General features: G+C 68.9%; 23 protein-coding genes. 13 read left to right on the top strand and 10 right to left on the bottom strand.

Annotated elements, in window-relative coordinates; translation table 11 throughout:
- Positions 1-20: 20 nt before the first annotated feature.
- Positions 21-1,001, bottom strand: coding sequence for a phosphonate ABC transporter substrate-binding protein (phnD, locus tag AC1IQ6_RS06790; RefSeq protein WP_111825648.1), 981 nt, complete (start codon positions 999-1,001; stop codon positions 21-23).
- Positions 1,002-1,054: 53 nt separating this feature from the next.
- Entirely contained in the window at positions 1,055-1,876 is an 822-nt protein-coding gene (phnC, locus tag AC1IQ6_RS06785; RefSeq protein WP_102773661.1) for a phosphonate ABC transporter ATP-binding protein, read from the bottom strand.
- A gap of 199 nt (positions 1,877-2,075) precedes the next feature.
- Here phnC and AC1IQ6_RS06780 point away from each other — a divergent pair, with 199 nt between their 5' ends.
- The 5 genes from AC1IQ6_RS06780 (at position 2,076) to AC1IQ6_RS06760 (ending at position 4,677) form a co-directional block, all read left to right on the top strand.
- Positions 2,076-2,507 (top strand): GFA family protein, encoded by a 432-nt coding sequence (locus AC1IQ6_RS06780; protein ID WP_102773662.1) that lies wholly within the window; start codon positions 2,076-2,078, stop codon positions 2,505-2,507.
- A gap of 53 nt (positions 2,508-2,560) precedes the next feature.
- Positions 2,561-2,926 carry an ArsR/SmtB family transcription factor gene (locus tag AC1IQ6_RS06775; protein WP_111825649.1) on the top strand — a complete coding sequence of 122 codons (366 nt, stop codon included), beginning with the start codon at positions 2,561-2,563 and terminating at the stop codon, positions 2,924-2,926.
- Complete coding sequence (locus AC1IQ6_RS06770; RefSeq protein WP_485866036.1) at positions 2,919-3,458, top strand: SRPBCC family protein; 540 nt, start codon at positions 2,919-2,921, stop codon at positions 3,456-3,458. Before AC1IQ6_RS06775 ends, AC1IQ6_RS06770 begins: the two co-directional genes overlap by 8 nt.
- Positions 3,459-3,962: 504 nt before the next feature.
- The gene (gene infA / locus AC1IQ6_RS06765) at positions 3,963-4,232 is read left to right on the top strand and encodes a translation initiation factor IF-1 (protein WP_102773665.1); all 270 of its coding nucleotides are present in this window, start codon (positions 3,963-3,965) and stop codon (positions 4,230-4,232) included.
- 157 nt (positions 4,233-4,389) lie between these two features.
- Positions 4,390-4,677: a hypothetical protein gene (locus tag AC1IQ6_RS06760; RefSeq protein WP_102773666.1), complete on the top strand. Its 288-nt coding sequence runs from the start codon at positions 4,390-4,392 to the stop codon at positions 4,675-4,677.
- A gap of 13 nt (positions 4,678-4,690) precedes the next feature.
- Here AC1IQ6_RS06760 and AC1IQ6_RS06755 read toward each other — a convergent pair whose 3' ends face one another.
- From AC1IQ6_RS06755 to mog, 3 genes are all read right to left on the bottom strand, one after another.
- Positions 4,691-5,557 (bottom strand): peptidoglycan DD-metalloendopeptidase family protein, encoded by an 867-nt coding sequence (locus AC1IQ6_RS06755; protein WP_102773667.1) that lies wholly within the window; start codon positions 5,555-5,557, stop codon positions 4,691-4,693.
- Positions 5,558-5,562: 5 nt separating this feature from the next.
- Entirely contained in the window at positions 5,563-5,901 is a 339-nt protein-coding gene (locus AC1IQ6_RS06750) for a hypothetical protein (RefSeq protein ID WP_102773668.1), read from the bottom strand.
- Between the two features lie 71 nt (positions 5,902-5,972).
- Positions 5,973-6,590: a molybdopterin adenylyltransferase gene (gene mog, locus AC1IQ6_RS06745; protein WP_102773669.1), complete on the bottom strand. Its 618-nt coding sequence runs from the start codon at positions 6,588-6,590 to the stop codon at positions 5,973-5,975.
- A 153-nt stretch (positions 6,591-6,743) separates the two neighbouring features.
- Here mog and AC1IQ6_RS06740 point away from each other — a divergent pair, with 153 nt between their 5' ends.
- The 3 genes from AC1IQ6_RS06740 to AC1IQ6_RS06730 all read left to right on the top strand — a co-directional run bounded on the left by AC1IQ6_RS06740 (position 6,744) and on the right by AC1IQ6_RS06730 (position 9,587).
- Positions 6,744-7,868, top strand: a complete 1,125-nt coding sequence (locus AC1IQ6_RS06740) for a D-alanyl-lipoteichoic acid biosynthesis protein DltD (protein WP_485866035.1) — start codon at positions 6,744-6,746, stop codon at positions 7,866-7,868.
- Positions 7,869-7,882: 14 nt separating this feature from the next.
- Positions 7,883-8,008, top strand: a complete 126-nt coding sequence (locus AC1IQ6_RS06735; protein ID WP_281492758.1) for a hypothetical protein — start codon at positions 7,883-7,885, stop codon at positions 8,006-8,008.
- A gap of 103 nt (positions 8,009-8,111) precedes the next feature.
- Positions 8,112-9,587: an inorganic phosphate transporter gene (locus tag AC1IQ6_RS06730; RefSeq protein WP_102773671.1), complete on the top strand. Its 1,476-nt coding sequence runs from the start codon at positions 8,112-8,114 to the stop codon at positions 9,585-9,587.
- Positions 9,588-9,719: 132 nt separating this feature from the next.
- Here the strand turns inward: AC1IQ6_RS06730 and AC1IQ6_RS06725 are convergent, their stop codons facing one another.
- The 4 genes from AC1IQ6_RS06725 to AC1IQ6_RS06710 all read right to left on the bottom strand — a co-directional run bounded on the left by AC1IQ6_RS06725 (position 9,720) and on the right by AC1IQ6_RS06710 (position 12,099).
- Positions 9,720-10,067, bottom strand: coding sequence for an AzlD domain-containing protein (locus AC1IQ6_RS06725; protein WP_209165822.1), 348 nt, complete (start codon positions 10,065-10,067; stop codon positions 9,720-9,722).
- A complete protein-coding gene (locus AC1IQ6_RS06720) occupies positions 10,064-10,774 on the bottom strand; it encodes an AzlC family ABC transporter permease (protein ID WP_209165823.1) in 711 nt (236 codons plus the stop codon). The genes AC1IQ6_RS06725 and AC1IQ6_RS06720 overlap by 4 nt, the downstream gene beginning before the upstream one ends.
- Positions 10,775-10,837: 63 nt before the next feature.
- Positions 10,838-11,155: a chaperone modulator CbpM gene (locus tag AC1IQ6_RS06715; protein WP_102773674.1), complete on the bottom strand. Its 318-nt coding sequence runs from the start codon at positions 11,153-11,155 to the stop codon at positions 10,838-10,840.
- A 2-nt stretch (positions 11,156-11,157) separates the two neighbouring features.
- Positions 11,158-12,099: a DnaJ C-terminal domain-containing protein gene (locus tag AC1IQ6_RS06710; RefSeq protein WP_102773675.1), complete on the bottom strand. Its 942-nt coding sequence runs from the start codon at positions 12,097-12,099 to the stop codon at positions 11,158-11,160.
- Positions 12,100-12,294: 195 nt separating this feature from the next.
- Here AC1IQ6_RS06710 and AC1IQ6_RS06705 point away from each other — a divergent pair, with 195 nt between their 5' ends.
- The 5 genes from AC1IQ6_RS06705 (at position 12,295) to AC1IQ6_RS06685 (ending at position 18,071) form a co-directional block, all read left to right on the top strand.
- Entirely contained in the window at positions 12,295-12,624 is a 330-nt protein-coding gene (locus AC1IQ6_RS06705; protein ID WP_102773676.1) for a DHCW motif cupin fold protein, read from the top strand.
- A 39-nt stretch (positions 12,625-12,663) separates the two neighbouring features.
- Positions 12,664-13,299, top strand: coding sequence for a glutathione transferase (gene yfcF, locus AC1IQ6_RS06700; protein ID WP_102773677.1), 636 nt, complete (start codon positions 12,664-12,666; stop codon positions 13,297-13,299).
- Between the two features lie 186 nt (positions 13,300-13,485).
- Positions 13,486-15,879, top strand: a complete 2,394-nt coding sequence (locus tag AC1IQ6_RS06695; protein WP_485866034.1) for a DUF3141 domain-containing protein — start codon at positions 13,486-13,488, stop codon at positions 15,877-15,879.
- Positions 15,876-16,820 (top strand): phosphate acetyltransferase, encoded by a 945-nt coding sequence (locus AC1IQ6_RS06690; RefSeq protein ID WP_181390970.1) that lies wholly within the window; start codon positions 15,876-15,878, stop codon positions 16,818-16,820. The genes AC1IQ6_RS06695 and AC1IQ6_RS06690 overlap by 4 nt, the downstream gene beginning before the upstream one ends.
- Before the next feature lie 54 nt (positions 16,821-16,874).
- The gene (locus tag AC1IQ6_RS06685) at positions 16,875-18,071 is read left to right on the top strand and encodes an acetate/propionate family kinase (protein ID WP_485866033.1); all 1,197 of its coding nucleotides are present in this window, start codon (positions 16,875-16,877) and stop codon (positions 18,069-18,071) included.
- On the opposite strand, the gene AC1IQ6_RS06680 is transcribed toward AC1IQ6_RS06685, so the two are convergent.
- Complete coding sequence (locus tag AC1IQ6_RS06680) at positions 18,031-19,743, bottom strand: SulP family inorganic anion transporter (protein WP_181390971.1); 1,713 nt, start codon at positions 19,741-19,743, stop codon at positions 18,031-18,033. The genes AC1IQ6_RS06685 and AC1IQ6_RS06680 overlap by 41 nt on opposite strands.
- Positions 19,744-19,786 lie beyond the last annotated feature (43 nt).

Below are 19,786 nucleotides of genomic sequence, written 5' to 3'. Positions count from 1 at the left end.
CCGGCGGCCGGCGGTTGCGCTTACTGCTGTGCGGCGGGCTGGCCCAGGCTGGCCAGCTTCTTGTCGAGCTCGGCCAGCTGCTTCTGCTTTTCGGCCTGGCCCAGCGTGGTGTCGCCTTCGACCCGGGCCTTCTGGCGCGCCAGTTCGATCTGGCGGATGGGCACCAGCTGCTGGTTGTCGGAGGCGCGGAAGCCCTTGTAGGTCAGCGCCTTCAGGTTGGCCATTTCGCGCTCGGCGTCCTTGCCCTTGCCGTAGTTGACGAAGAAGTCGCGGATCTTGGTCTTCATGTCGGCCGGCAGGTCGCTGCGCATGACCAGCGGGTCGGCCGGGATCAGCGGCGACTTCCACAGCACGCGCACGCTTTCGCTGGCGTCCTTGCCGGTGTTCAGGCGGTAGCGCTCCAGCGCCTCGGTGTTGTTGACGGCCACGTCGACCTGCTTGTTGATGACCGACAGCAGATTGGTTTCGTGGTTGCTGGCGCGCACCGACTTGAAGAAGGTCTTGGGCTCGATCTTGTTGGCGGCCCACAGGTAGTAGCCCGGCACGGCGGTGCCCGAGGTGGAGTTGGGGTCGCCCGCGCCGTAGCTGAGCTTGGCGCCGCGCTTGAGCACGTCGTCCAGCGTCTTCAGGTCGCTGTCCTTGTTGACGATCAGCACCGACCAGTAGCCGGGGTTGCCGTCCTTGTCGATGACCGAGGCGAATACCTCGCCCTGGGCGCGGTCCACGGCCTCGATCGCGGACTTGTTGCCGTACCAGGCGATCTGCACCTTGTTGAAGCGCATGCCTTCGATGATGCCGGCGTAGTCGGAGGCGAAGAAAGGCTTGACCGGCACGCCGATGGCGCGGCTCAGGTCGTCGATGACGGGCTGCCACACGGACTTCAGGTTGGTCGACGACTCCGTCGAGATGATGCCGAAGTTCAGCGGCTTGGCCTCTTCGGCATGGACTTGGGTGGACAGTGCCGCGGCGGCGATCAGGGTGACGAAGGTTCTGCGTAGCATGGGGGGCTCCGGGGTCGAAAGGGGGAGTGGAAATCCGGGAATCGGGGTGGGAATCAGGCGGCGTGCGCCAGTTGCGTCAGGGCCGCGGGCGCGGGCGTCGCGCTTTCGGGCAGCAGTTCGCCCAGCTCGGCGCCGTAGAGTTCGCGCAGCATGGCGGGCGTGAGCGCCGCCGACGGGCCGTCGTACACCACCTTGCCGTGGCGCAGCGCGACCACGCGCGGGCAGTAGCGCAGCGCCACGTCGACCTGGTGCAGCGACACCACCACCGCCACCTTTCGGCTGCGGTTGATCTGCGCCAGCGTGTCCATCACGCGGCGCGACGATTCCGGGTCGAGCGAGGCGATGGGCTCGTCGGCCAGAATGACGCGGGCGTTCTGCACCAGCGTGCGGGCGATGGCCGCACGCTGCTGCTGGCCGCCGGACAGCGTGGAGGCGCGCTGAAATGCGTAGTCGTCTATACCAACTTGGGCAAGCGCATCGAGGCCCTGGCGCACTTCGGCGCGCAGGAAGCAGCGCGTCAGGCTGCGCCACAGCGGCACGCGCGGCAGCAGGCCGGTCAGGACGTTGGTGATGACGGGCAGGCGGCCCACCAGGTTGAACTGCTGGAACACGAAGCCGATGCCGGCGCGCGCGCCGCGCACGTTGCGGCTGAGGCGGCCGTCCTGCTGGATCGGCTGGCCGTTGACGGCCACGCTGCCCGCGTCACCGGCGACGAAGCCGGCCAGATGGCGCAGCAGCGTGGACTTGCCCGAGCCGGAGGCGCCCAGCAAGGCGACCATTTCTCCGTCGGCCACTTGCAGGTCCACGCCGTCGAGCGCCTTGGCGCCCGCGTGGAAGCTCTTGCTCAGCCCTTGCACTTCGATGGCGTAAGTCATGGTCGAATTCCCCTTGATTGGTTCATGGGCGCATTCTGTTTTCGCGGCATGACAGCACGATGACCTGGGAATCGAATGATTTGGCGGAATTTAGGGACACCGCAATGGCCTGAAAGATCTCCGTCATAAACGCAGGCGCGCCAGCGCCGCGCGCCGCGGGTATATTCAAAACATCCCCACCACCTGCCGGGCGTTCATCATGATCAAGGGTTCCTGCCTGTGCGGCCGCATTGCGTACGAGATCACCGGCCCGCTCACCGACGTCCTCAACTGCCACTGCACGATGTGCCGCAAGTCGCACGGCGCGGCCTTCCGCAGCCGCGCCACGGTGCGGGTCACGGACTTCGCCTGGACGCGCGGCGAAAACCACGTCACCTGGTACTGCTCATCGCCGGGCAGCTACCGCGGCTTCTGCGAAGCCTGCGGCACGCCGCTGCTCAGCCGCTTCGACCAGCGGCCCGATTTCTACGGACTGCCGCTGGGTGCGCTGGACGACGACCCGGGCGTCAAGCCCGCCGCGCACTGCCACGTCTCCAGCAAGGCGCCGTGGTTCGACATCACCGACAACCTGCCCCAGTACCCCGAGGGCTGCGGCTCGTTCGAAGAAGCCGATCCGCAGGCGGTTACATAAAAGCTCAACCAAACAGTTGAATCTCCGGCCTGGGCGGCGTTATATTCAACCGCATGGTTGAATCAACTTCCTCTCCCGCCCTGGATGCCGTGTTCCGCGCGCTGGCCGACCCCACGCGCCGCGACATGCTGCGCAGCCTGGCGCAAGGCGATCTGACCATCGGCGAACTGGCCGCCCCCTTGAGCATGAGTTTTGCGGGCGCCTCCAAACACGTGCAGGCCCTGGAGCGCGCCGGCCTGGTCCGGCGCTCCATCCGCGGCCGCACGCACGTATGCAGCCTCGATCCCGGACCCATGGCCGAGGCCATGCAGTGGCTGCGCTTTTATGAACGATTCTGGTCGGGCAGGCTGGGCGCGCTGGAAGCCGCGATCGCCGCCAGCCGCGCCCCGGCCGAGCCTTCTGGAGATCAGCATGAGTGATTACGGCGTCGTCCTTGACCCCACCTCCATCCGCTTCATCCGCATCCTGCCGGCCAGCGTCGAAGAGGTCTGGGCATTCCTGACCGAATCGGAGAAACGCGGCCGCTGGCTGGCCAGCGGCGACATGGAACTGCGCGAAGGCGGCGGCGTGACGCTGCGTTTCGTGCACGCGGACCTGTCCTCGGTGGCCGAGCCCGTGCCCGAGGCCTACAAACCCTATGCCGACGGCGTCACCACGCAGGGCGTCATCACCCGCTGCGAGCCGCCGCGGCTGCTGGCCTTCACCTGGGGCGGTTCGCCCGGCCATCCGTCCGAGGTCACGTTCGAGCTGTCGCCGCAGGACCAGGGCACCCGCCTGGTCCTGACGCACCGCAAGCTGGGCTCGCGCGGCGACATGGTGGACGTGGCCGGCGGCTGGCACGTGCACCTGGGCGTGCTGTCGGCCCGGATCGCCGGGCGCGAACCCGGACCTTTCTGGTCCGTGCTCGGGCGGGTCGAGGCGGAATACCGGCAGCGCATCCCGGGGGCCTGAAGTCGTTCAGCCGCAACTATCACAGGTCTGCAACAGATAAAAACTGGCTAATCATTGCGCTTTGCAGTAACATAAGTCCGTGATTTTTCCGCGAAAACCGGGCTTCGGTCATTCTGCGTCGCGAACCTGTAACGCCTCAGGGCAGTATTGCGAGGCCCCTTCTGGACGCGCCCGGCACTTCAGGATCAAGCCCGTCGCCGCCAGAGGCGCCACCGCACCGGGTGCAGTGCCTGCCGGCGCTGCACCAAACGTTCCAACCCGCTTCTTCCGGCAACGCGCGCATGGCGCGGCGCCGCGACCAAGCCGCGCATCGCGCGCACCTCGCCTGACCAGGCGCGAGTATCCGTCATTTCAGACATCCGCCAGGATGCCGTGGCCCCTACCGCGCCTGCCCGGACGTTTTACGTTCAAACCGCTGGACCTGCTAATTTGAGTCCAACGCGCTTGCCGCCCCGCGGCGAGCCATGCCGCCGGCATGGCTGCGCGTATTGATAGGAGTAGAAAATGGCTAAAGAAGAACTCATCGAACTGGATGGCATCGTTGACGAAGTGCTGCCCGATAGCCGCTATCGCGTCACGCTGGACAACGGCATCGAAGTCGGCGCCTACGCCTCCGGCCGCATCCGCAAGCACCGCATCCGCATCCTGGCCGGCGACCGCGTCACCCTGGAAATGTCGCCGTACGACCTGACCAAGGGCCGCATCAACTTCCGCCACAAGGACGAGCGCGCCCCCGCCACGGCCCAGCGCCGCCCGCAGCAGTTTCGCCGCTGAGCCGGATGCCAGGGCCGGCGGCTTCCAGCCGCCCCCGGCCTTTCCGGCGCCAGCCTTAAGCCGGCCCGCCGGCATGCCGTAATGCGGGCAGCGCCGCACCCTGAAAGAATGGCGATCCCGCCAGGCGCCACCTGGGGCGGGACGCGCACGACGCAAGATGGATCTGAAAGAACAGTTGCAGGCAGCCGCTGACGAGCTTGCCCTGGCGCGCCGGCGATACGCCAAGGGCGAGGAAGGCCTGCGCCTGCTGAACCAGTCGCGCGAGGCGTTCATCAACAGCCTGCGCAACACCGGCCTGACCTACGCCGAGGCCAAGACCAAATTCGACAACTGCCTGGACGAGCAACAGGCCCAGCAGCTGCACGTGCGCCAGCAGATGGAGTATGCCGAACGCATGCATCAGCACGTGCTCGGCCAGATCGCGCTGCAGGCCGCGCCCGCCTGAGGCGCGCGCCCGCTCAGGGCTTGAACGCCCCGATGAAGATGGCGGGGTCCACGCGGGCGTCGTTCAGGCTGACGTTCCAGTGCAGATGCGGGCCGGTCGCCCGCCCCGTCGATCCCACCTTGCCCACCAGCCCGCCGCGCGGCAGCTCGTCGCCGACCTTCACGTCGATGGCCGACATGTGGCAGAACATGCTGACGAAACCCTGGCCGTGGTCCAGGAACACCGTCTTGCCATTGAAGAAGTAATCCCCCACCAGCACGACCACGCCGGCCGCCGGCGCCTTGATGGGCGTGCCCGCCGGTACGGCGAAATCCAGGCCCGAGTGCGGATTGCGCTCCTGGCCGTTGAAGAAGCGCCGCAGGCCGAAGGGGCTGGACAGGCGGCCGCCGTCGACCGGGCGGTCCAGCAGCAGGTTGCTGGGCGTGACCCCGGCGCGGTAGCCGCGATTGGCCGCGCTCTGCTCGGCCAGTTCGCGTTCGATGCGCTTGAGGTCGTCCGGGTTGGGTTCGACCTGGCGCTGGTTCTTCAGCGTGATGCGCTGGGCCGCGTATTCCTTGGCGCGGACCTTGAAGGACAGCGTGCGCTGGCCCTGCGCGTCGGACACGGAAACCTGGTGCTCGCCCGGCTTGACGCTGAGCGCGATGCCGACCACGGCGATCCAGCGCCGGCCCTCCTCGCGCACGACCAGCACGCGCCGCCCCTGGAACGTGACTTCGGGGGCCTGATCGGCGTCGCCCAGGCCCAGCACGGCGACGCCGCCGGGCACCGGGAAGTCTAGCTTGCGGGTGAGATAGCCGGCCGGCACGGCGTGCGCGGGCCAGCCCAGGCCGGCGGCGGCCGCGGCCAGCCCCAGCTTCAGAAGGTCGCGGCGTCGGAACATGGCGCTTACAGGCACAGGTTCGCCGGCTCGATGATGCTCTGGTCGCGCCGCGCGATGCGCGTGGACAGGCGGGCCTCGGTCTTGCCGCGCCAGTGGGTGGTGGTCAGCACCGCCTCGACGCCGAAGCTGTCCTGCTGGACCAGCTCGAAGCCGTTACGCACGGCCTTGCGCTCGAATTCGATGCCCAGGTTCTTCCAGGCCTCGGCCACGCAGTTCGTGTAGTCCTCCGCCGTGCGCTGGGTCGAACCGTAGAACACGGGGTCGCGCTCGCGCACGTCTTTGACGTTGGCGCAGGCGGTCAGGGCGGCCAGGGCGGTAAGGGACAGGACGGTACGGACCTTCATGGCAATGGAACTCTCGTGCGGATGAAAATGGGATCGGGCGCGGCCAACTATAGCGCAGCGCCGGCGCGGTATCAGCGGCGGGCCGATTTGGGGCGGAAGGCCGCGACGACCTCGGGGCGGGTCTCGGCATACGGGCCGCCGATCAGGTCGATGCAATACGGAATGGCCGCGAAGATGCCCGGCACCAGCGCGGCGCCGTCCTCGCCCTTCAGGCCTTCCAGCGTTTCTCGGATGGATTTGGGCTGGCCGGGCAGGTTCACGATGAGGGCGGCGTGGTCGGCGGTTTCCCGGATCACGGCCACCTGCCGCGACAGGATCGCCGTCGGCACGAAGCGCAGGCTGATCTGGCGCATCTGTTCGCCGAAGCCCGGCATTTCCTTGGTGGCCACGGCCAGCGTCGCCTCCGGCGTGACGTCGCGGCGCGCCGGGCCGGTGCCGCCGGTGGTCAGCACCAGGTCGCAGCCGCAGCCGTCCACCAGTTCGATCAGCGTCTCGGAAATGCGGGCCGGCTCGTCGGGGATCAGGCGGTCGACCGCCTGCCACGGCGAGGCCAGCGCGCCGCCCAGCCACTCGCGCAGCGCGGGCAATCCCTGGTCCTGATAGGCGCCGCTGGAGGCGCGATCGGAAACGGATACCAGGCCGATGATCAGTTCATCGGGATGGCTGCGGGCGATACGGGTAGCGGTCATGGCGAAATCGTCGTATGGGCAGAATGGGCGCCGCGGATGCGGCTCGTGGCGCGGTCAATCATGGAAATCCACGAGCACCGCGCAGCAACGATGCTATCGCATTCTTTCACGGGGCTGGCTAACATCCGCCTACCCTCCGATCGGCGATCTTCCATGACTAAATGCACCTTGCGGCAGCACGCGCTGGCGGCGGCGCTGGCACTGGCCGCCGCCGCGGCCGCCGGATGGATCGCGCTGCACGCGCTGGCGCTGCGCACCGAGGCCGTGCCGCCCGCCGCCCCCGGCATCCACATCCCCAACCTGGGCAACACGCTGGAGGAACAGACCCGCAACCTGTCGCGCCTGAGCCAGGCCCTGCGCACGGGGGACCGCCTGGTCATCCTGGGTTCGTCGGAGCTGACCAGCAACGACCTGCGCTTCGTGCCCTACCGCTATCTGCCAGACGAGCTGCAGATGCCGGTGCTGGCCTACGGCCATTCGGGCTTCCAGTCCCTGGGCATGCAGCTGGTGCTGGCGGCGCTGGCCGACGATCTCTCGCCCGCGTCGCGCGTGGTGGTGATGCTGTCGCCCGGCTGGTTCGACGGCGACGGCGGACTGGGCCCCGACGAATTCAAGGAACACGTCAATCCGCTGCTGCCGCGCCTGCTGCGCCAGCCCGAGGGCCGGGCCGAGCTGCTGCGCTGGCTGCGGGCCAAGGGCGACGCGGGCGTGGCCTGGTCGATGGCGGCCGAACAGGCCTACGTGCTGCGCCAGCGCCTGGCCGGGCTGTGGACGCCGGCCCATGCCGCGCCCGCGCCGCAGCCGGAAATCGCGGGGCCGGCCGCCGCCGCCCGGGTGGTGGACTGGGACGCCCTGGCCAGCCAGGCGCAGGACGCCGAACAGGCCCGGATGGCGGGCAATCCCTATGCGGTGCGCGACGAGTTCTTCGGCAAGTACCTGCGGACGGTGCCGGCCGGCGGCAAGACGGCCTGGCTGCCCCAGCCGCTGACCGGCCGCGACGAGCTGCGCGAGCTGGACGCGCTGATGGCGCTGCTGCGCGGGCGCGGCGTGGACGCGCTGTTCGTGATGCAGCCGCTGCATCCGCTGGTGTTCAAGGACCTGGACCGCTTCGAGCCGGTGCGGCGCGAGGTCGCGGCGCTTTGCGGCCGCTACGCCATGCGCTGCATGGACATGTACGGCGCGCCCTTCGAAGTGGGCACGCTGCGCGACGTGCAGCACCTGGGCGAGCTGGGCTGGCTGCGCGTGAACCAGAAAATCGCCGAAACCTTTCGCCCCTGAAGACGGAGTCGCCCATGAAAAGAACCTTGTGGCTGTGCCTGCTGTACCTGGGGCTGCTGGCGGTCATGCTGATCCAGGCCGATACCTCGGCCAATCTGGGCAAGCCGATAGAAATCGAATTCCAATATTCAAAGTTCTGAGCCAGCGGGACGGTGCGTCCCGAATTTTCGGACGGGAATGTGACAAGAAACAGGTCACAAATCTGCAATAATCAGCGTCTCGCCGGAACCTCTCCCCTCCTCCATGTTCGACCTCTTCCACGGCCTAGACTTCTGGGTTGGCCTCAGTCTCGTGCTGGCCCTGACATTCGTCCTGGCCTTCGAATTCATCAACGGATTTCATGACACGGCCAATGCCGTGGCCACCGTCATCTACACCAAGGCCATGCCGCCGCACCTGGCGGTCGTGCTTTCCGGCATTTTCAATTTCTTCGGCGTGCTGCTGGGCGGCGTGGGCGTGGCCTACGCCATCGTGCACCTGCTGCCGGTGGAGCTGCTGATCAACGTGGACACCGGCCGCGGGCTGGCCATGGTGTTCGCCATGCTGGCCGCGGCCATCGCCTGGAACCTGGGCACCTGGTACTTCGGCATCCCCGCCTCCAGCTCGCACACGCTGATCGGCTCGATCCTGGGCGTGGGCTTGGCCAATGCGCTGATCACCGACCTGCCGCTGGCCGAGGGCGTGAACTGGGGCAAGGCCATCGACATCGGCCTGTCGCTGGTGGTGTCGCCGGTGGCCGGCTTCCTGGTGGCCGGCGGCCTGTTGCTCGCGCTCAAGCGCTGGCTGCCGCTGTCGAAAATGCACAAGACGCCGGAACAGCGCCGCGCCATCGACAACAAAAAGCACCCGCCGTTCTGGAACCGCCTGGTGCTGGTGCTGTCGGCGATGGGCGTGAGCTTCGTGCACGGCTCCAACGACGGGCAGAAAGGCATCGGCCTGATCATGCTGGTGCTGATCGGCATCGTGCCGGCCAATTTCGTGCTGGACACCAACAGCACCACCTACCAGATCGAGCGCACCCGCGACGCGGCCAATCACCTGCAGATGTTCTACCAGCGCAACGAGGCGATGCTGGGCGATTACCTGGCGCTCAAGCGCCACGACGCCACCACCGAGCTGCCGCCGAACTTCCGCTGCGATCCCGAACTGACCCTGCCGACCATCGCCGCCCTGCAGACCGATCTGCACGGCGTGGCCAACTACGTCGACCTGCCGGCCGACAAGCGCATCTCCGTGCGCCGCTACCTGCTGTGCCTGGACGACACGGCCAAGAAGGTGGCGCGCATCGAAGGCCTGCCGGCGCGCGAACGCTCCGACCTGCAGCGCCTGCGCGCCGACCTCACGGCCACCACCGAATACGCCCCGTTCTGGGTCATCGTGGCGGTGGCCCTGGCCCTGGGCGCGGGCACCATGGTCGGCTGGCGCCGCGTGGTGCTGACGGTGGGCGAGAAGATCGGCAAGCAGGGCATGACGTATGCGCAAGGCATGTCCGCGCAACTGACCGCGATGGGCGCCATCGGCCTGGCCAACGTGTTCAGCCTGCCGGTGTCGACCACCCACGTCCTGTCCTCGGGCGTGGCCGGCACCATGGTCGCCAACCGCACCGGCCTGCACGGCAGCACGGTGCGCAACATCCTGATGGCCTGGGTGCTGACCCTGCCGGCCTCGATGCTGCTGGCCGCCGGCCTGTTCTGGGTCGGCGTGCAGATCGCGGGCTGACTGCGCGTTCGCAATTCGCGTTCTCGCGCCAGGACTCTCGCGCTTTACCCATCCTACGGATTCGACACCGCAGGATGGGTAAAGCGCGAGATCACCCCGCCAAGAACCCCACCACCCAACGCGCGGCGCCCATCAGCCAGCCAACGCCAGCAAAACCCCATACCCCGCCATGCCCAGCAGCACGGCCGCGCCCGTGTTGCTGACCAGCCGCGCCGCCACGGCCGTGACGACCAGCCCGCCGGCATAAGGCCCGATGGTCGCGGCCTGCTCGCCGGCCGCCAGGAGGTCGGGCACGATCACCGCGGCGGCGATGCCCGCCAGCAGCGACGGTCCCAGCGCGGCCAGCGCCGAGCCTTCGCGCGACAGGTGGCGCAGCAGCCGGCTGCGCTCCGACAGCATGAAGGGCAGCGCCCGGGTCAGATAAGTGATCACGGCCATGGCGGCCACCGCCGCCCAGAAACCCAGTCCGTCGGCGTTCATGCCGTTCTCCTCAGGCGGTATGCGATGCAGCCCACGACGGCGCCGACCAGAATGGCCGTGCTGGTGTATCCCAGCGCGGCGACCGCGCCGGCGGCGGCCACCGCGGCCATCACCGGCAGGCCCATGCCGCGCCGGGCGCTCTGGCACACCAGGGCCATGAACAGCGCCGGCAGCGCGAATCGCATCACCTGCGACAGCATCGGGTAATGGCGTTCCAGCCCGTCGCCGGCATAGACGCCGACGGCGGTGCCGGCGATCCAGGTCAGCCAGGCCCCCAGCCCCAGGGCCGTCATCCAAGCCTGGCGGCTTGCCGGGCTGACGCCCTGCAGGCGGTTGAAGGCGGTGGCGAAGACCTCGTCGGTCAGCAGAAAGGCGATTTTCAGGCGGTCGCGCAGCGCCGCCGGCAGAAAGCGCGACAGCAGCGGGCCGTACAGCAGGTGGCGGGCGTTGAGCAGCGAGCACAGCGCCACCACCCACAGCCAGGGCGTGCCGGCCTTGATGGACGCGAGCAGCAGGAACTGGCTGGCGCCGGCATACACCAGCACCGAAATCAGCACGACCTGCAGCGGCGCCAGGCCGGCCGCCATGCCGGCGATGCCGAAGGTCACGGCCACCGGAAAGTAGCCGATCATGACCGGCAGGCAGGATTTCAGGCCATCGAGGCGCGCGCCCGCGGGAGCGGGCGCCGGGGCGGATGAAGTCTCCAAGTTTTTTCGCTTTTATGGGTTGCGGCAGGCGCGTAGTTTACCGAGCCTCGTTACCCGGCCCCGCTAGACGTCGTCGGCCCCCAGCACCCGCAACTGGGCTTTCAGGCGCCGCACCTCCTGGCTCAGGTCCAGGATCAGCGCCGCGGCGTCCAGGCTGGCGCCGAAATCGCGCTCCAGCCGCCGCGCGTCCAGCGCGCGCTGCAGGTCCACGCTGTAGAAACGCCATTCCGCGGGCCGGCGTCCGCTGGCGTTGACGATGCCGACCTCGACCAGCCGGGCTATCCATTCCACTTCCTGGCCACAGGCGCGAGCGAGGTCGTCGGCGCTCAGCGGCTGCGACTTGCCCACGACGGTGGCGCTGGTGATGACGAGCTTCTTCATGATCAGACCCCCATGTGGCGCCGCGGGTTGAAAGGCAGCTCCTGTTCCAGCCTGCGGTAGGCCGCCTTGGCCGCCTCGCTGTCGGCCGGCGGCAGCACCAGGTCCAGCACCAGGTACAGGTCTCCCGGCGGATCGCCCGGAATGCCGCGTCCGCGCAGGCGCAGCTTGCGGCCGTTGCCGGAACCCGGCGGAATCGTGACCTCGACCGCGCCGCCCGGCGTGGGCGCCGTGACGGCGGCGCCCAGCGCGGCCTCCCAGGGCGCCACCGGCAGCGTCATGTAGAGATCGCGGCCGTCGGCGCGGTAGCGCGGGTGCGGCTTGAAGCGGATCTCCAGGTACAGGTCGCCGTTTTCGCCCCCGCCATAGCCGGGCATGCCCTGGCCGGCCAGCCGGATGTACTGGCCTTCGCGCACGCCCGCGGGAATCCGCACGCTCAGCGTGCGGGTCTGCATCTGCGGATGGCCTTCGTCGTCGATCTTCATGGAACGCAGGCTGATGTCGCGCGTGGCGCCCTTGATCGCATCCTCCAGGTCCACCTCGATGGCGGCGTGATGGTCTTCGCCGCGCGCGCGGAATTCCTGCTGCTGCGGGCCGCCGCGGCGGGCGCGGCCGCCGAACAGCGACGAGAAGAATTCGCTGAACTGGGCTTCCTCGCCGGGCGCCGCGCCGCGGTGGAATTCGAAGCCCTCGTCCCAGCCGGGCGGCGGCTGGAAGCCGCCTCCGGGCGACACGCCCGCGGCCAGATTGTCGTAGGCCAGCCGTTTTTCCTGGTCGCGCAGCACGTCGTAGGCCTCGTTGACGTCGCGCATCTTGGTCTCGGCGTCTTTTTCCTTGCTGACGTCGGGATGGTACTTGCGGGCGAGCTTGCGGTAGGCGCGCCGGATCTCGTCCTCGGACGCGCCGCGCTCCACTCCTAAAATGCCGTAGTAATCCTTGAACTCCATGGTCCGCCCTTTGCGAGGGTTGCGGCCGCCTTCGGATCGCGCCGGAATCCGGCCTTGAATATCAAGAAGATAGGGGCTGCGTACCGATTTTTCAATGCGTCCGGTCAGCCATCGTGCGCGGCGGCCGGGACGGCGATTAGCGTAGTATTTATGTTTTACCGGGTGAAACCGTCCTATCGCAACGCAGGATCGACCATGAAAATGAGCAATATCCCCTTCGGCACCACAGACTGGTCCGAGGTGGAACGCACCGAACACGCCGGCGAGACCGGCATGGCCTACTGGCGCACGCGGCACTTCGGCGACCTGCGCGTGCGCATGGTCGAATACACGCCCGGCTACCTGGCCGACCACTGGTGCAGCAAGGGCCACATCCTGTTCTGCCTGGAAGGCGAACTGCACACCGAACTCGAGGACGGCCGGCAATTCGTGCTGACGCCCGGCATGAGCTACCAGGTCGCGGACCAGGCCGAGCCGCACCGTTCCTCGACCGCCACCGGGGCCCGGCTCTTCATCGTGGACTGAGCCGGCCCGCATCAGTTTGGATATCACCGGAGACCGCACTTGGGCGCCCCGCTTACGCTATTCGTCGATTCCCTGTTCCTCAGCCCCTACGCCATGTCGGCCTATGTGGCGCTGACCGAGAAACGGCTGCCGTTCGAAATCCGCCCCATCGACCTGGAGGCGGGCGAGCAGCGCATGCAGCCCTACCAGGCGCGCGCCCTGACTTCGCGGGTGCCCGCCCTGACCCACGAGGGCTTTCACCTGACCGAATCGAGCGCCATCGCCGAATACCTGGACGAAGCCTTCCCGGCGCCGGCGCATGCCGCGCTCTATCCGAAGGAGCTGCGGGCGCGCGCCCGCGCCCGCCAGCTGCAGGCCTGGCTGCGCAGCGACCTGGCCGCGCTGCGCCAGGAGCGCCCCACCGAAACCGTGTTCTACGGCGCCGCCGGCCAGCCGCTGTCCGACGCCGCCCATGCCGCGGCCGCCAAGCTCATCCAGGTGGCGAGCTGTCTGCTGGAAGGCGGCCGGTCCTGTCTGTTCGATGAATGGTGCATCGCGGACACCGACCTGGCGGTGACGCTCAAGCGCCTGTCCCAGGACGACCTGCCCGACGCGCTGCGCGCCTACGCCGACGGGCAATGGCAGCGGCCCTCGGTGCAGACCTGGCTGGAGCACAACGCCGCGGCGCGGGCCTGATCGGGCGCGCCGGCCGCGGCGCGAGATATAAAGGGACGGGTAATTCCGGCCTGTTTGACGCCGATCAGCCTTGCTCATGTTGCGATGCAACATCCGTTGCGGTGTAATGGGGGAGTCAATCTGGCCGGTTCCACTCGGAACCGGCCTGGCGGCGACCGTCGCCGCCGATATCAAAGGAGATCGCCCATGGCCGGTTCCGACACCAATCGCTCCCCCGCCCCGCTCTTGAATCCCTGGGCCGCGGCCTACGAATACGCCGTGGACGCCTGGCAGCGCGGCGTGCTCTACGCCGACGTGATGCGCCAGCGCGGCAACCAGTATCACGAACACATGGCCAAGCGCGCCCCCAACGTGCTGAGCATGGAATCCGAGCTGGTGCTGGACGGCCGCTGCCTGCCGCGTCCCGTCAATTACGGCCTGCTGCGCATCAAGCCGCCGGCCGGCGTCGAAACCGACCCCATCAAGCGCCCCTTCCTGGTGGTGGACCCGCGCGCCGGGCATGGCCCGGGCATCGGCGGCTTCAAGCCCCAGAGCGAAATCGGCGTGGCGGTGCGCGCCGGGCATCCCTGCTATTTCGCCACCTTCCTGCCGCAGCCCATGCCCAGCCAGACCGTCGAAGACGTGATGATGGCCGAGGCCCGCTTCCTGGAAGAAATCATCGCGCTGCACCCCGACGCCGAGGGCAAGCCGGTGGTGGTCGCCAATTGCCAGGCGGGCTGGCAGATCATGATGACCGCGGCGGTGCGTCCCGAGCTGTTCGGCCCCATCATCGTGGCCGGCGCGCCGCTGTCGTACTGGGCCGGCTGGCGCGGCATGAATCCCATGCGCTACGCCGGCGGCCTGCTGGGCGGCAGCTGGCTCACCGCGCTGACCAGCGACCTGGGCAACGGCATGTTCGACGGCGCCTGGCTGGTGCAGAACTTCGAGAACCTGAATCCGGCCAACACGCTGTGGTCCAAGCAGTACAACCTGTATTCCAAGGTGGACACCGAGTCCCCGCGCTACCTCAGCTTCGAGAAATGGTGGGGCGGCCACGTCTTCCTGAACGGCCCCGAGATCCAGTACATCGTCGACAACCTGTTCGTCGGCAACCGGCTGGCCACCGCCGGCCTGGTGACTTCCGACGGCATCCGCATCGACCTGCGCAACATCCGTTCGCCCATCGTGGTGTTCTGCTCCAAGGGCGACAACATCACGCCCCCGCCGCAGGCGCTGGGCTGGATTCCCGACCTGTACCAGAACGAGGCCGAGGTGCTGGCCCACGGCCAGACCATCGTCTACGCCGTGCATGAAAGCATCGGCCACCTGGGCATCTTCGTGTCCGGCAGCGTGGCCTGCAAGGAGCACCTGGAGTTCACCTCCAACATCGACATGATCGACGTGCTGCCGCCGGGCATCTACCAGGCCGAAATCGCCGACAAGACGCCCGACACGCCCAACGCCGACCTGGCCTATGGCAACTACGTGCTGTCGTTCGAGCAGCGCACGCTGGACGACGTGCGCGCCATCGTCGACCGCAAGGAAGAAGACGACCGCCGCTTCGCCGCCGTCGCCCGCATCTCCGACATCAACCTGGGCATGTACCGCAGCTTCGTGCAGCCCTGGGTGCGCGCCATGGTCACGCCGCAATCGGCCGAATGGGCGCAGCGCCTGCATCCGCTGCGCCTGCCCTACGAACTGATCTCCGACCGCAACCCGCTGGTCGCGCCGGTCGCCCAGGTGGCCGAGCAGGTGCGCGAACACCGCCAGCAGGTCTCGCCCAACAACCCCTTCCTGCAGGCCCAGGAAATGTTCTCGAAACTGATCGAGACCAGCCTGAACATCTGGCAGGAGCTGCGCGACTCGGCCGACGAGCGCACCTTCATGAGCGTGTACGGCTCGCCCCTGGTGCAGGACCTGGCGGGGCTGGGCGCGCGCTCCGGCCCGCCGCGCAAGCACCCCGGCGTTTCGCCCGAACACCTGCAGTTCATGGAGCAGCGCGCCGCCGAGCTTTGCTCGCTGCTGCAGGAAGGCGGCCTGCGCGTGGCCGCCATCCGCATGCTGCTGTACGTCTCGGGCGCCGAGGGCGGCCTGGACGAGCGCAGCTTCGCACTCATTCGCAAGATGCGCGCCGAGTCCGACACCGCGCTGACCCTGCAGGAATTCAAGGACATCACCCGCGACCAGGCCCTGATGATGACGCTGGATTCGGCCGCCGCGGTCCAGGCCATGCCGCGTCTGCTCGACGGCGCGCCGGCCGCCGCGATCCGCGAAACGCTGGACACCATGAAGCACGTGCTGGAGGCGGCCGAGCCCCTCAGCGAGGCCGCGCGCGCCAGCCTGGGCGAGATGGAACGCATCTTCGAGGCCGCCGAAGAACGCGCCAGGAAGCGCGAACAGGCCCTGCTCGAAGCCTCGCCCACGGTCAAGTCCGCGGCGCGCGTGGCCTCGGCCCGCAGCGCCGCGCCGGCCGCCGCGGTCAAGCCCGCCAAGGCGGTGAAGGCCGTGAAAGCCGTGAAGACCGCCGCCAAGGCCGCCCCGCCGGCCAAGCGCGCCGCCAAGACCCCCGCACGCAAATCCGCCAAGGCCAACACACGATGACCCTGCCCGCCGCCACCCACTACGACAAGCTCATCGCCCGCGCGCAGACGCTGGCGCCGGCCCCGTGCGCCATCGCCCATCCCTGCGACGAACCGTCGCTGTCGGCCGCGCTGATGGCGCGCGACCTGGGCCTGCTGCAGCCCATCCTGGTGGGGCCGGAACTGAAGATCCGCTCCACCGCCGCCGAGCACGGGCTGGACCTGGGCAACGCCCGCATCGTCGACGCGCCGCACAGCCACGCGGCCGCCGAAACGGCGGTCGCGCTGGTGCGCAGCGCCGAGGCCACGCTGCTGATGAAGGGCAGCCTGCACACCGACGAGCTCATGCACGAGGTCGTGGCCCGCAACACCGGGCTGCGCAGCGGCCGGCGCATCAGCCATGCGTTCATCATGGAGGTGCCCACCTACGCCGAGCCGCTGTTCATCACCGACGCGGCCATCAACATCTTCCCCGACCTCGAAACCAAGGCCGACATCATCCGCAACGTGATCGACCTGCACCACGGCCTGGGCCTGGGCGAGCCGCGCGTGGCCATCCTGTCGGCGGTCGAGCAGGTCACGCCCAGCATCCCCGGCACCATCGACGCGGCGGCGCTGTGCAAGATGGCCGACCGCGGCCAGATCACCGGCGGCCTGCTCGACGGCCCGCTGGCGCTGGACAACGCCATCAATCCCGAGGCGGCCCGCATCAAGGGCATCCGCTCCCCCGTCGCCGGCATCGCGCAGGTGCTGGTGGTGCCGGACCTGGAAGCCGGCAACATGCTGGCCAAGAACCTGACCTTCCTGGCCAACGCCGAGGCGGCCGGCATCGTGCTGGGCGCGCGCGTGCCCATCATCCTGACCAGCCGCGCCGACAGCCCGCGCTCGCGGCTGGCCTCCTGTGCGGTGGCGGCCATCTACGCGCACCACCTGAGCCAGCAGCAGGCCCGCCCGCTGGCGTAAAGGTAAAACCCGGCAAAGAACCCGCCGCCCCTACTCTCCCGGAGTCACAGCGCCATGAGCGACACGCCCCGCGACACCATTCTCGTCATCAACGCCGGCAGTTCCAGCATCAAGTTCTACCTGTACGACATCGGCGGCGAGCAGGACCTGACCCCGCGGCTGGGCGGCCAGATCGAGGGCATCGGCACGCTGCGCCCCAGGCTGCGCGTGCGCGACGCGGCCGGCCAGCCGCTGATCGAGCGCGACATCGCGCCGGGCCACGCGTCCGACGTGCCCAATGCGCAGGAAGTGGTGGGCACCTGGCTGAGCGGCCATCTGGGCGGCGCGCCGCTGGCGGTGGGCCATCGGGTGGTGCATGGCGGCCCCGACCTCTCCGAGCCCGTGCTGGTCGACGACGAGATCCTGGCGCAGCTGGAGGCCTATGCGCCGCTGGCGCCGCTGCACCAGCCGAACAACCTGGCCCCGATCCGCGTGATCCGCGAGCGCCGCCCGGCGATCGCGCAGGTGGCCTGCTTCGACACGGCCTTCCACCGCAGCCATTCCGACGTGGCCGACCGCTATGCGGTGCCGGAAAAGCTGTACCGCGAAGGCGTGCGCCGCTACGGCTTTCATGGCCTGTCCTACGAATACATCGCGCAGCGCCTGCGCCAGGTCCTGCCCGACATCGCCACGGGCAGGATCATCGCCGCGCACCTGGGCTCGGGCGTGTCGGCCTGCGCCATGCACCACGGCAAAAGCGTGGACAGCACCATGGGCTTCACCGCGCTCGAAGGGCTGCCCATGGGCACGCGTCCGGGCCGGCTGGACGCCGGCGTGGTGCTGTGGATGATGGAACAAGGCATGAGCCACGACGAGATCGAGCACATGCTGTACTACGACTGCGGCATGAAGGGGCTGTCCGGCATCAGCAACGACATGCGCGAACTGCTGGCCAGCGAAGCGCCGTCGGCCAGGATGGCGCTGCAATATTTCGCATGGCGCGTGGCCGAAGGCATGATCGGCCTGGCCTGCGCCATGAACGGCGTGGACGCCATCGTCTTCACCGCCGGCGTGGGCGAGAACTCCGCCGAGATCCGCCAGGCGATCAGCGCGCACTGGGGCTGGCTGGGCATCAGGCTGGACCCCGAACGCAACGCCCGCCACGGCCCGCGCATCTCCAGCGACGACAGCCCCATCGGCGTCTACGTCGTGCGCACCAACGAAGAACTGATCATTGCCCAGCACACGCTGGCGCTGCTGCGCCAGCGTTAGGCGCCGGCCGGCGCCAGCGCTCGATCGCGTCGACCGCCTGCTCGGGGCTGCCGAAGATCTTGTCGCGGCCGATCTTCCTGACCAGGCCGGAACGCTCCAGCGCCGTGCGGAACTGGCCGTGTCCGCCGGCGATCAGCAGCGTCATGCCGCGCGCGTCCAGCTCGCGCTTGAGTTCGTACAGCGCCTCGACCGCGTCGGCGTCGGCCTGGGTCATCGCCTCGGCGTCCAGCACGAACCACTGCGCGCCGGCGGCCTGGTCCATCACTTCGCGGGCGCGCCGGCGGAACGCGTCGGCGTTGAAGAACCACACGGACGATTCGAACAGCCACACCACCGTGCCCGGCACCGGCTGGGCGTCGGGGTTCAGGTGCAGCTTGCCCAGCACCGATTCGCCGGGCAGCCGCCCCAGCAGCGCGTCGCGGGGATTGCCCGACACGTACATGGCGTACAGCAGCGTGGCGCCCACCGAGACCGCCACGCCCTGCAGCACGCCGAAGCCGATCACGCCCACGGCCGCCAGGATGCCGAAGGCCAGCTCGATGCGCGAAATGCGCGCCAGGCGCATGAAGGCCTGGCCGTCGAACAGGCTGACCGCGGCCAGCAGCAGGATGGCCGACAGCACCGCCTGCGGCAGCCAGTACAGCGGCGCGCTCAACAGCCCCACCACCACCGCCAGCGCCGCCGCGGCGCTGATGCTGACCAGCGGCGACGAGCCGCCGGCCACCAGCCCGACCGCGGTGCGCGAGTCGGCGCCGGTCACCACGAAGCCCTGGAATAAGCCGGCGGCCACGTTGGCCGCGCCAAAGCCCACCAGCTCGCGGTTGGGGTCGATGTGTTCGCCGGTGCGCGCGGCGAAGCTGCGGGCCGTGACGATGCCGCTGGAAAAGCTCACCACCAGCACCCCGGCCGCGCCCATCAGGATGCCGTCCACGCCCTCCAGCCGCAGCGGCAGGCTGAGCGCCGGCAGACCGGCGGGCACGTCGCCGACCACGGCGATGCCCAGCGAGGGAAAGTCGAACAGCCAGGACAGCAGGCAGGAGCCCGCCACCAGCATGATGGGGCCGGGCCAGCCCGGCCGCCAGCGCTTGAGCGCCACCAGCAGCACGCATGAAAGCACGCCCAGGATGAGCGTGGGAATCCGGACCTCCGGCAGGCGCCGCGACAGCTCCAGGAAAGGATGCACCAGGCCGCTGTTGCGCAGGCCCACGCCCGTCAGGCCGCTGAGCTGCGAAAGGGCCAGCGTGACCGCCACGCCCGCCATATAGCCGATCAGCACCGGCCGCGACAGCAGGTTGGCCAGCACGCCCAGGCGCAGCACGCGCGCGATCAGGCAGCCCACGCCCACCGTCAGCGCGATGCCGGTGGCGGCCACCAGGCGATCTTCGGGGGTGCTGAGCGCCATGCCGGTAAGCGTGGCGGCGATCAGCGTGCAGGTGGCGGTGTCGGGCCCGACGATGAGCGTGCGCGACGATCCGAAGACCGCGTAGCCCAGCATGCCCGCGATGGCGGCCCACAGGCCGGCCACGGGCGGCACGCCCATCATGGCCGCGTAGGCCAGCCCCACCGGCAGCGCCACCGCCGCCACGCTCAGGCCGGCCATGGCGTCGCGCCGCGCCGATTCCCGGGTGAGGCCGCGGAGGTTGTTCAGGCCGGGAAACAGGCGGAGGATCATGGCGGCGCAATGACGGGAATGGCGGCAGCGGGGCCGGGGAAAA

The organism is Achromobacter sp. MUI-25009338 (assembly GCF_057359325.1).
Note: the sequence above shows the minus strand (reverse complement) of the source record. Positions and strands in the feature narration are given on the sequence as shown.

What these genes read in the sequence shown, in the direction of transcription:
- phnD (WP_111825648.1), bottom strand. Translation starts at nt 1,001, where the DNA reads ATGCTACGCAGAACCTTCGTCACCCTGATCGCCGCCGCGGCACTGTCC.
- phnC (WP_102773661.1), bottom strand. Translation starts at nt 1,876, where the DNA reads ATGACTTACGCCATCGAAGTGCAAGGGCTGAGCAAGAGCTTCCACGCG.
- AC1IQ6_RS06780 (WP_102773662.1), top strand. Translation starts at nt 2,076, where the DNA reads ATGATCAAGGGTTCCTGCCTGTGCGGCCGCATTGCGTACGAGATCACC.
- AC1IQ6_RS06775 (WP_111825649.1), top strand. Translation starts at nt 2,561, where the DNA reads ATGGTTGAATCAACTTCCTCTCCCGCCCTGGATGCCGTGTTCCGCGCG.
- AC1IQ6_RS06770 (WP_485866036.1), top strand. Translation starts at nt 2,919, where the DNA reads ATGAGTGATTACGGCGTCGTCCTTGACCCCACCTCCATCCGCTTCATC.
- infA (WP_102773665.1), top strand. Translation starts at nt 3,963, where the DNA reads ATGGCTAAAGAAGAACTCATCGAACTGGATGGCATCGTTGACGAAGTG.
- AC1IQ6_RS06760 (WP_102773666.1), top strand. Translation starts at nt 4,390, where the DNA reads ATGGATCTGAAAGAACAGTTGCAGGCAGCCGCTGACGAGCTTGCCCTG.
- AC1IQ6_RS06755 (WP_102773667.1), bottom strand. Translation starts at nt 5,557, where the DNA reads ATGTTCCGACGCCGCGACCTTCTGAAGCTGGGGCTGGCCGCGGCCGCC.
- AC1IQ6_RS06750 (WP_102773668.1), bottom strand. Translation starts at nt 5,901, where the DNA reads ATGAAGGTCCGTACCGTCCTGTCCCTTACCGCCCTGGCCGCCCTGACC.
- mog (WP_102773669.1), bottom strand. Translation starts at nt 6,590, where the DNA reads ATGACCGCTACCCGTATCGCCCGCAGCCATCCCGATGAACTGATCATC.
- AC1IQ6_RS06740 (WP_485866035.1), top strand. Translation starts at nt 6,744, where the DNA reads ATGACTAAATGCACCTTGCGGCAGCACGCGCTGGCGGCGGCGCTGGCA.
- AC1IQ6_RS06735 (WP_281492758.1), top strand. Translation starts at nt 7,883, where the DNA reads ATGAAAAGAACCTTGTGGCTGTGCCTGCTGTACCTGGGGCTGCTGGCG.
- AC1IQ6_RS06730 (WP_102773671.1), top strand. Translation starts at nt 8,112, where the DNA reads ATGTTCGACCTCTTCCACGGCCTAGACTTCTGGGTTGGCCTCAGTCTC.
- AC1IQ6_RS06725 (WP_209165822.1), bottom strand. Translation starts at nt 10,067, where the DNA reads ATGAACGCCGACGGACTGGGTTTCTGGGCGGCGGTGGCCGCCATGGCC.
- AC1IQ6_RS06715 (WP_102773674.1), bottom strand. Translation starts at nt 11,155, where the DNA reads ATGAAGAAGCTCGTCATCACCAGCGCCACCGTCGTGGGCAAGTCGCAG.
- AC1IQ6_RS06710 (WP_102773675.1), bottom strand. Translation starts at nt 12,099, where the DNA reads ATGGAGTTCAAGGATTACTACGGCATTTTAGGAGTGGAGCGCGGCGCG.
- AC1IQ6_RS06705 (WP_102773676.1), top strand. Translation starts at nt 12,295, where the DNA reads ATGAAAATGAGCAATATCCCCTTCGGCACCACAGACTGGTCCGAGGTG.
- AC1IQ6_RS06695 (WP_485866034.1), top strand. Translation starts at nt 13,486, where the DNA reads ATGGCCGGTTCCGACACCAATCGCTCCCCCGCCCCGCTCTTGAATCCC.
- AC1IQ6_RS06690 (WP_181390970.1), top strand. Translation starts at nt 15,876, where the DNA reads ATGACCCTGCCCGCCGCCACCCACTACGACAAGCTCATCGCCCGCGCG.
- AC1IQ6_RS06685 (WP_485866033.1), top strand. Translation starts at nt 16,875, where the DNA reads ATGAGCGACACGCCCCGCGACACCATTCTCGTCATCAACGCCGGCAGT.
- AC1IQ6_RS06680 (WP_181390971.1), bottom strand. Translation starts at nt 19,743, where the DNA reads ATGATCCTCCGCCTGTTTCCCGGCCTGAACAACCTCCGCGGCCTCACC.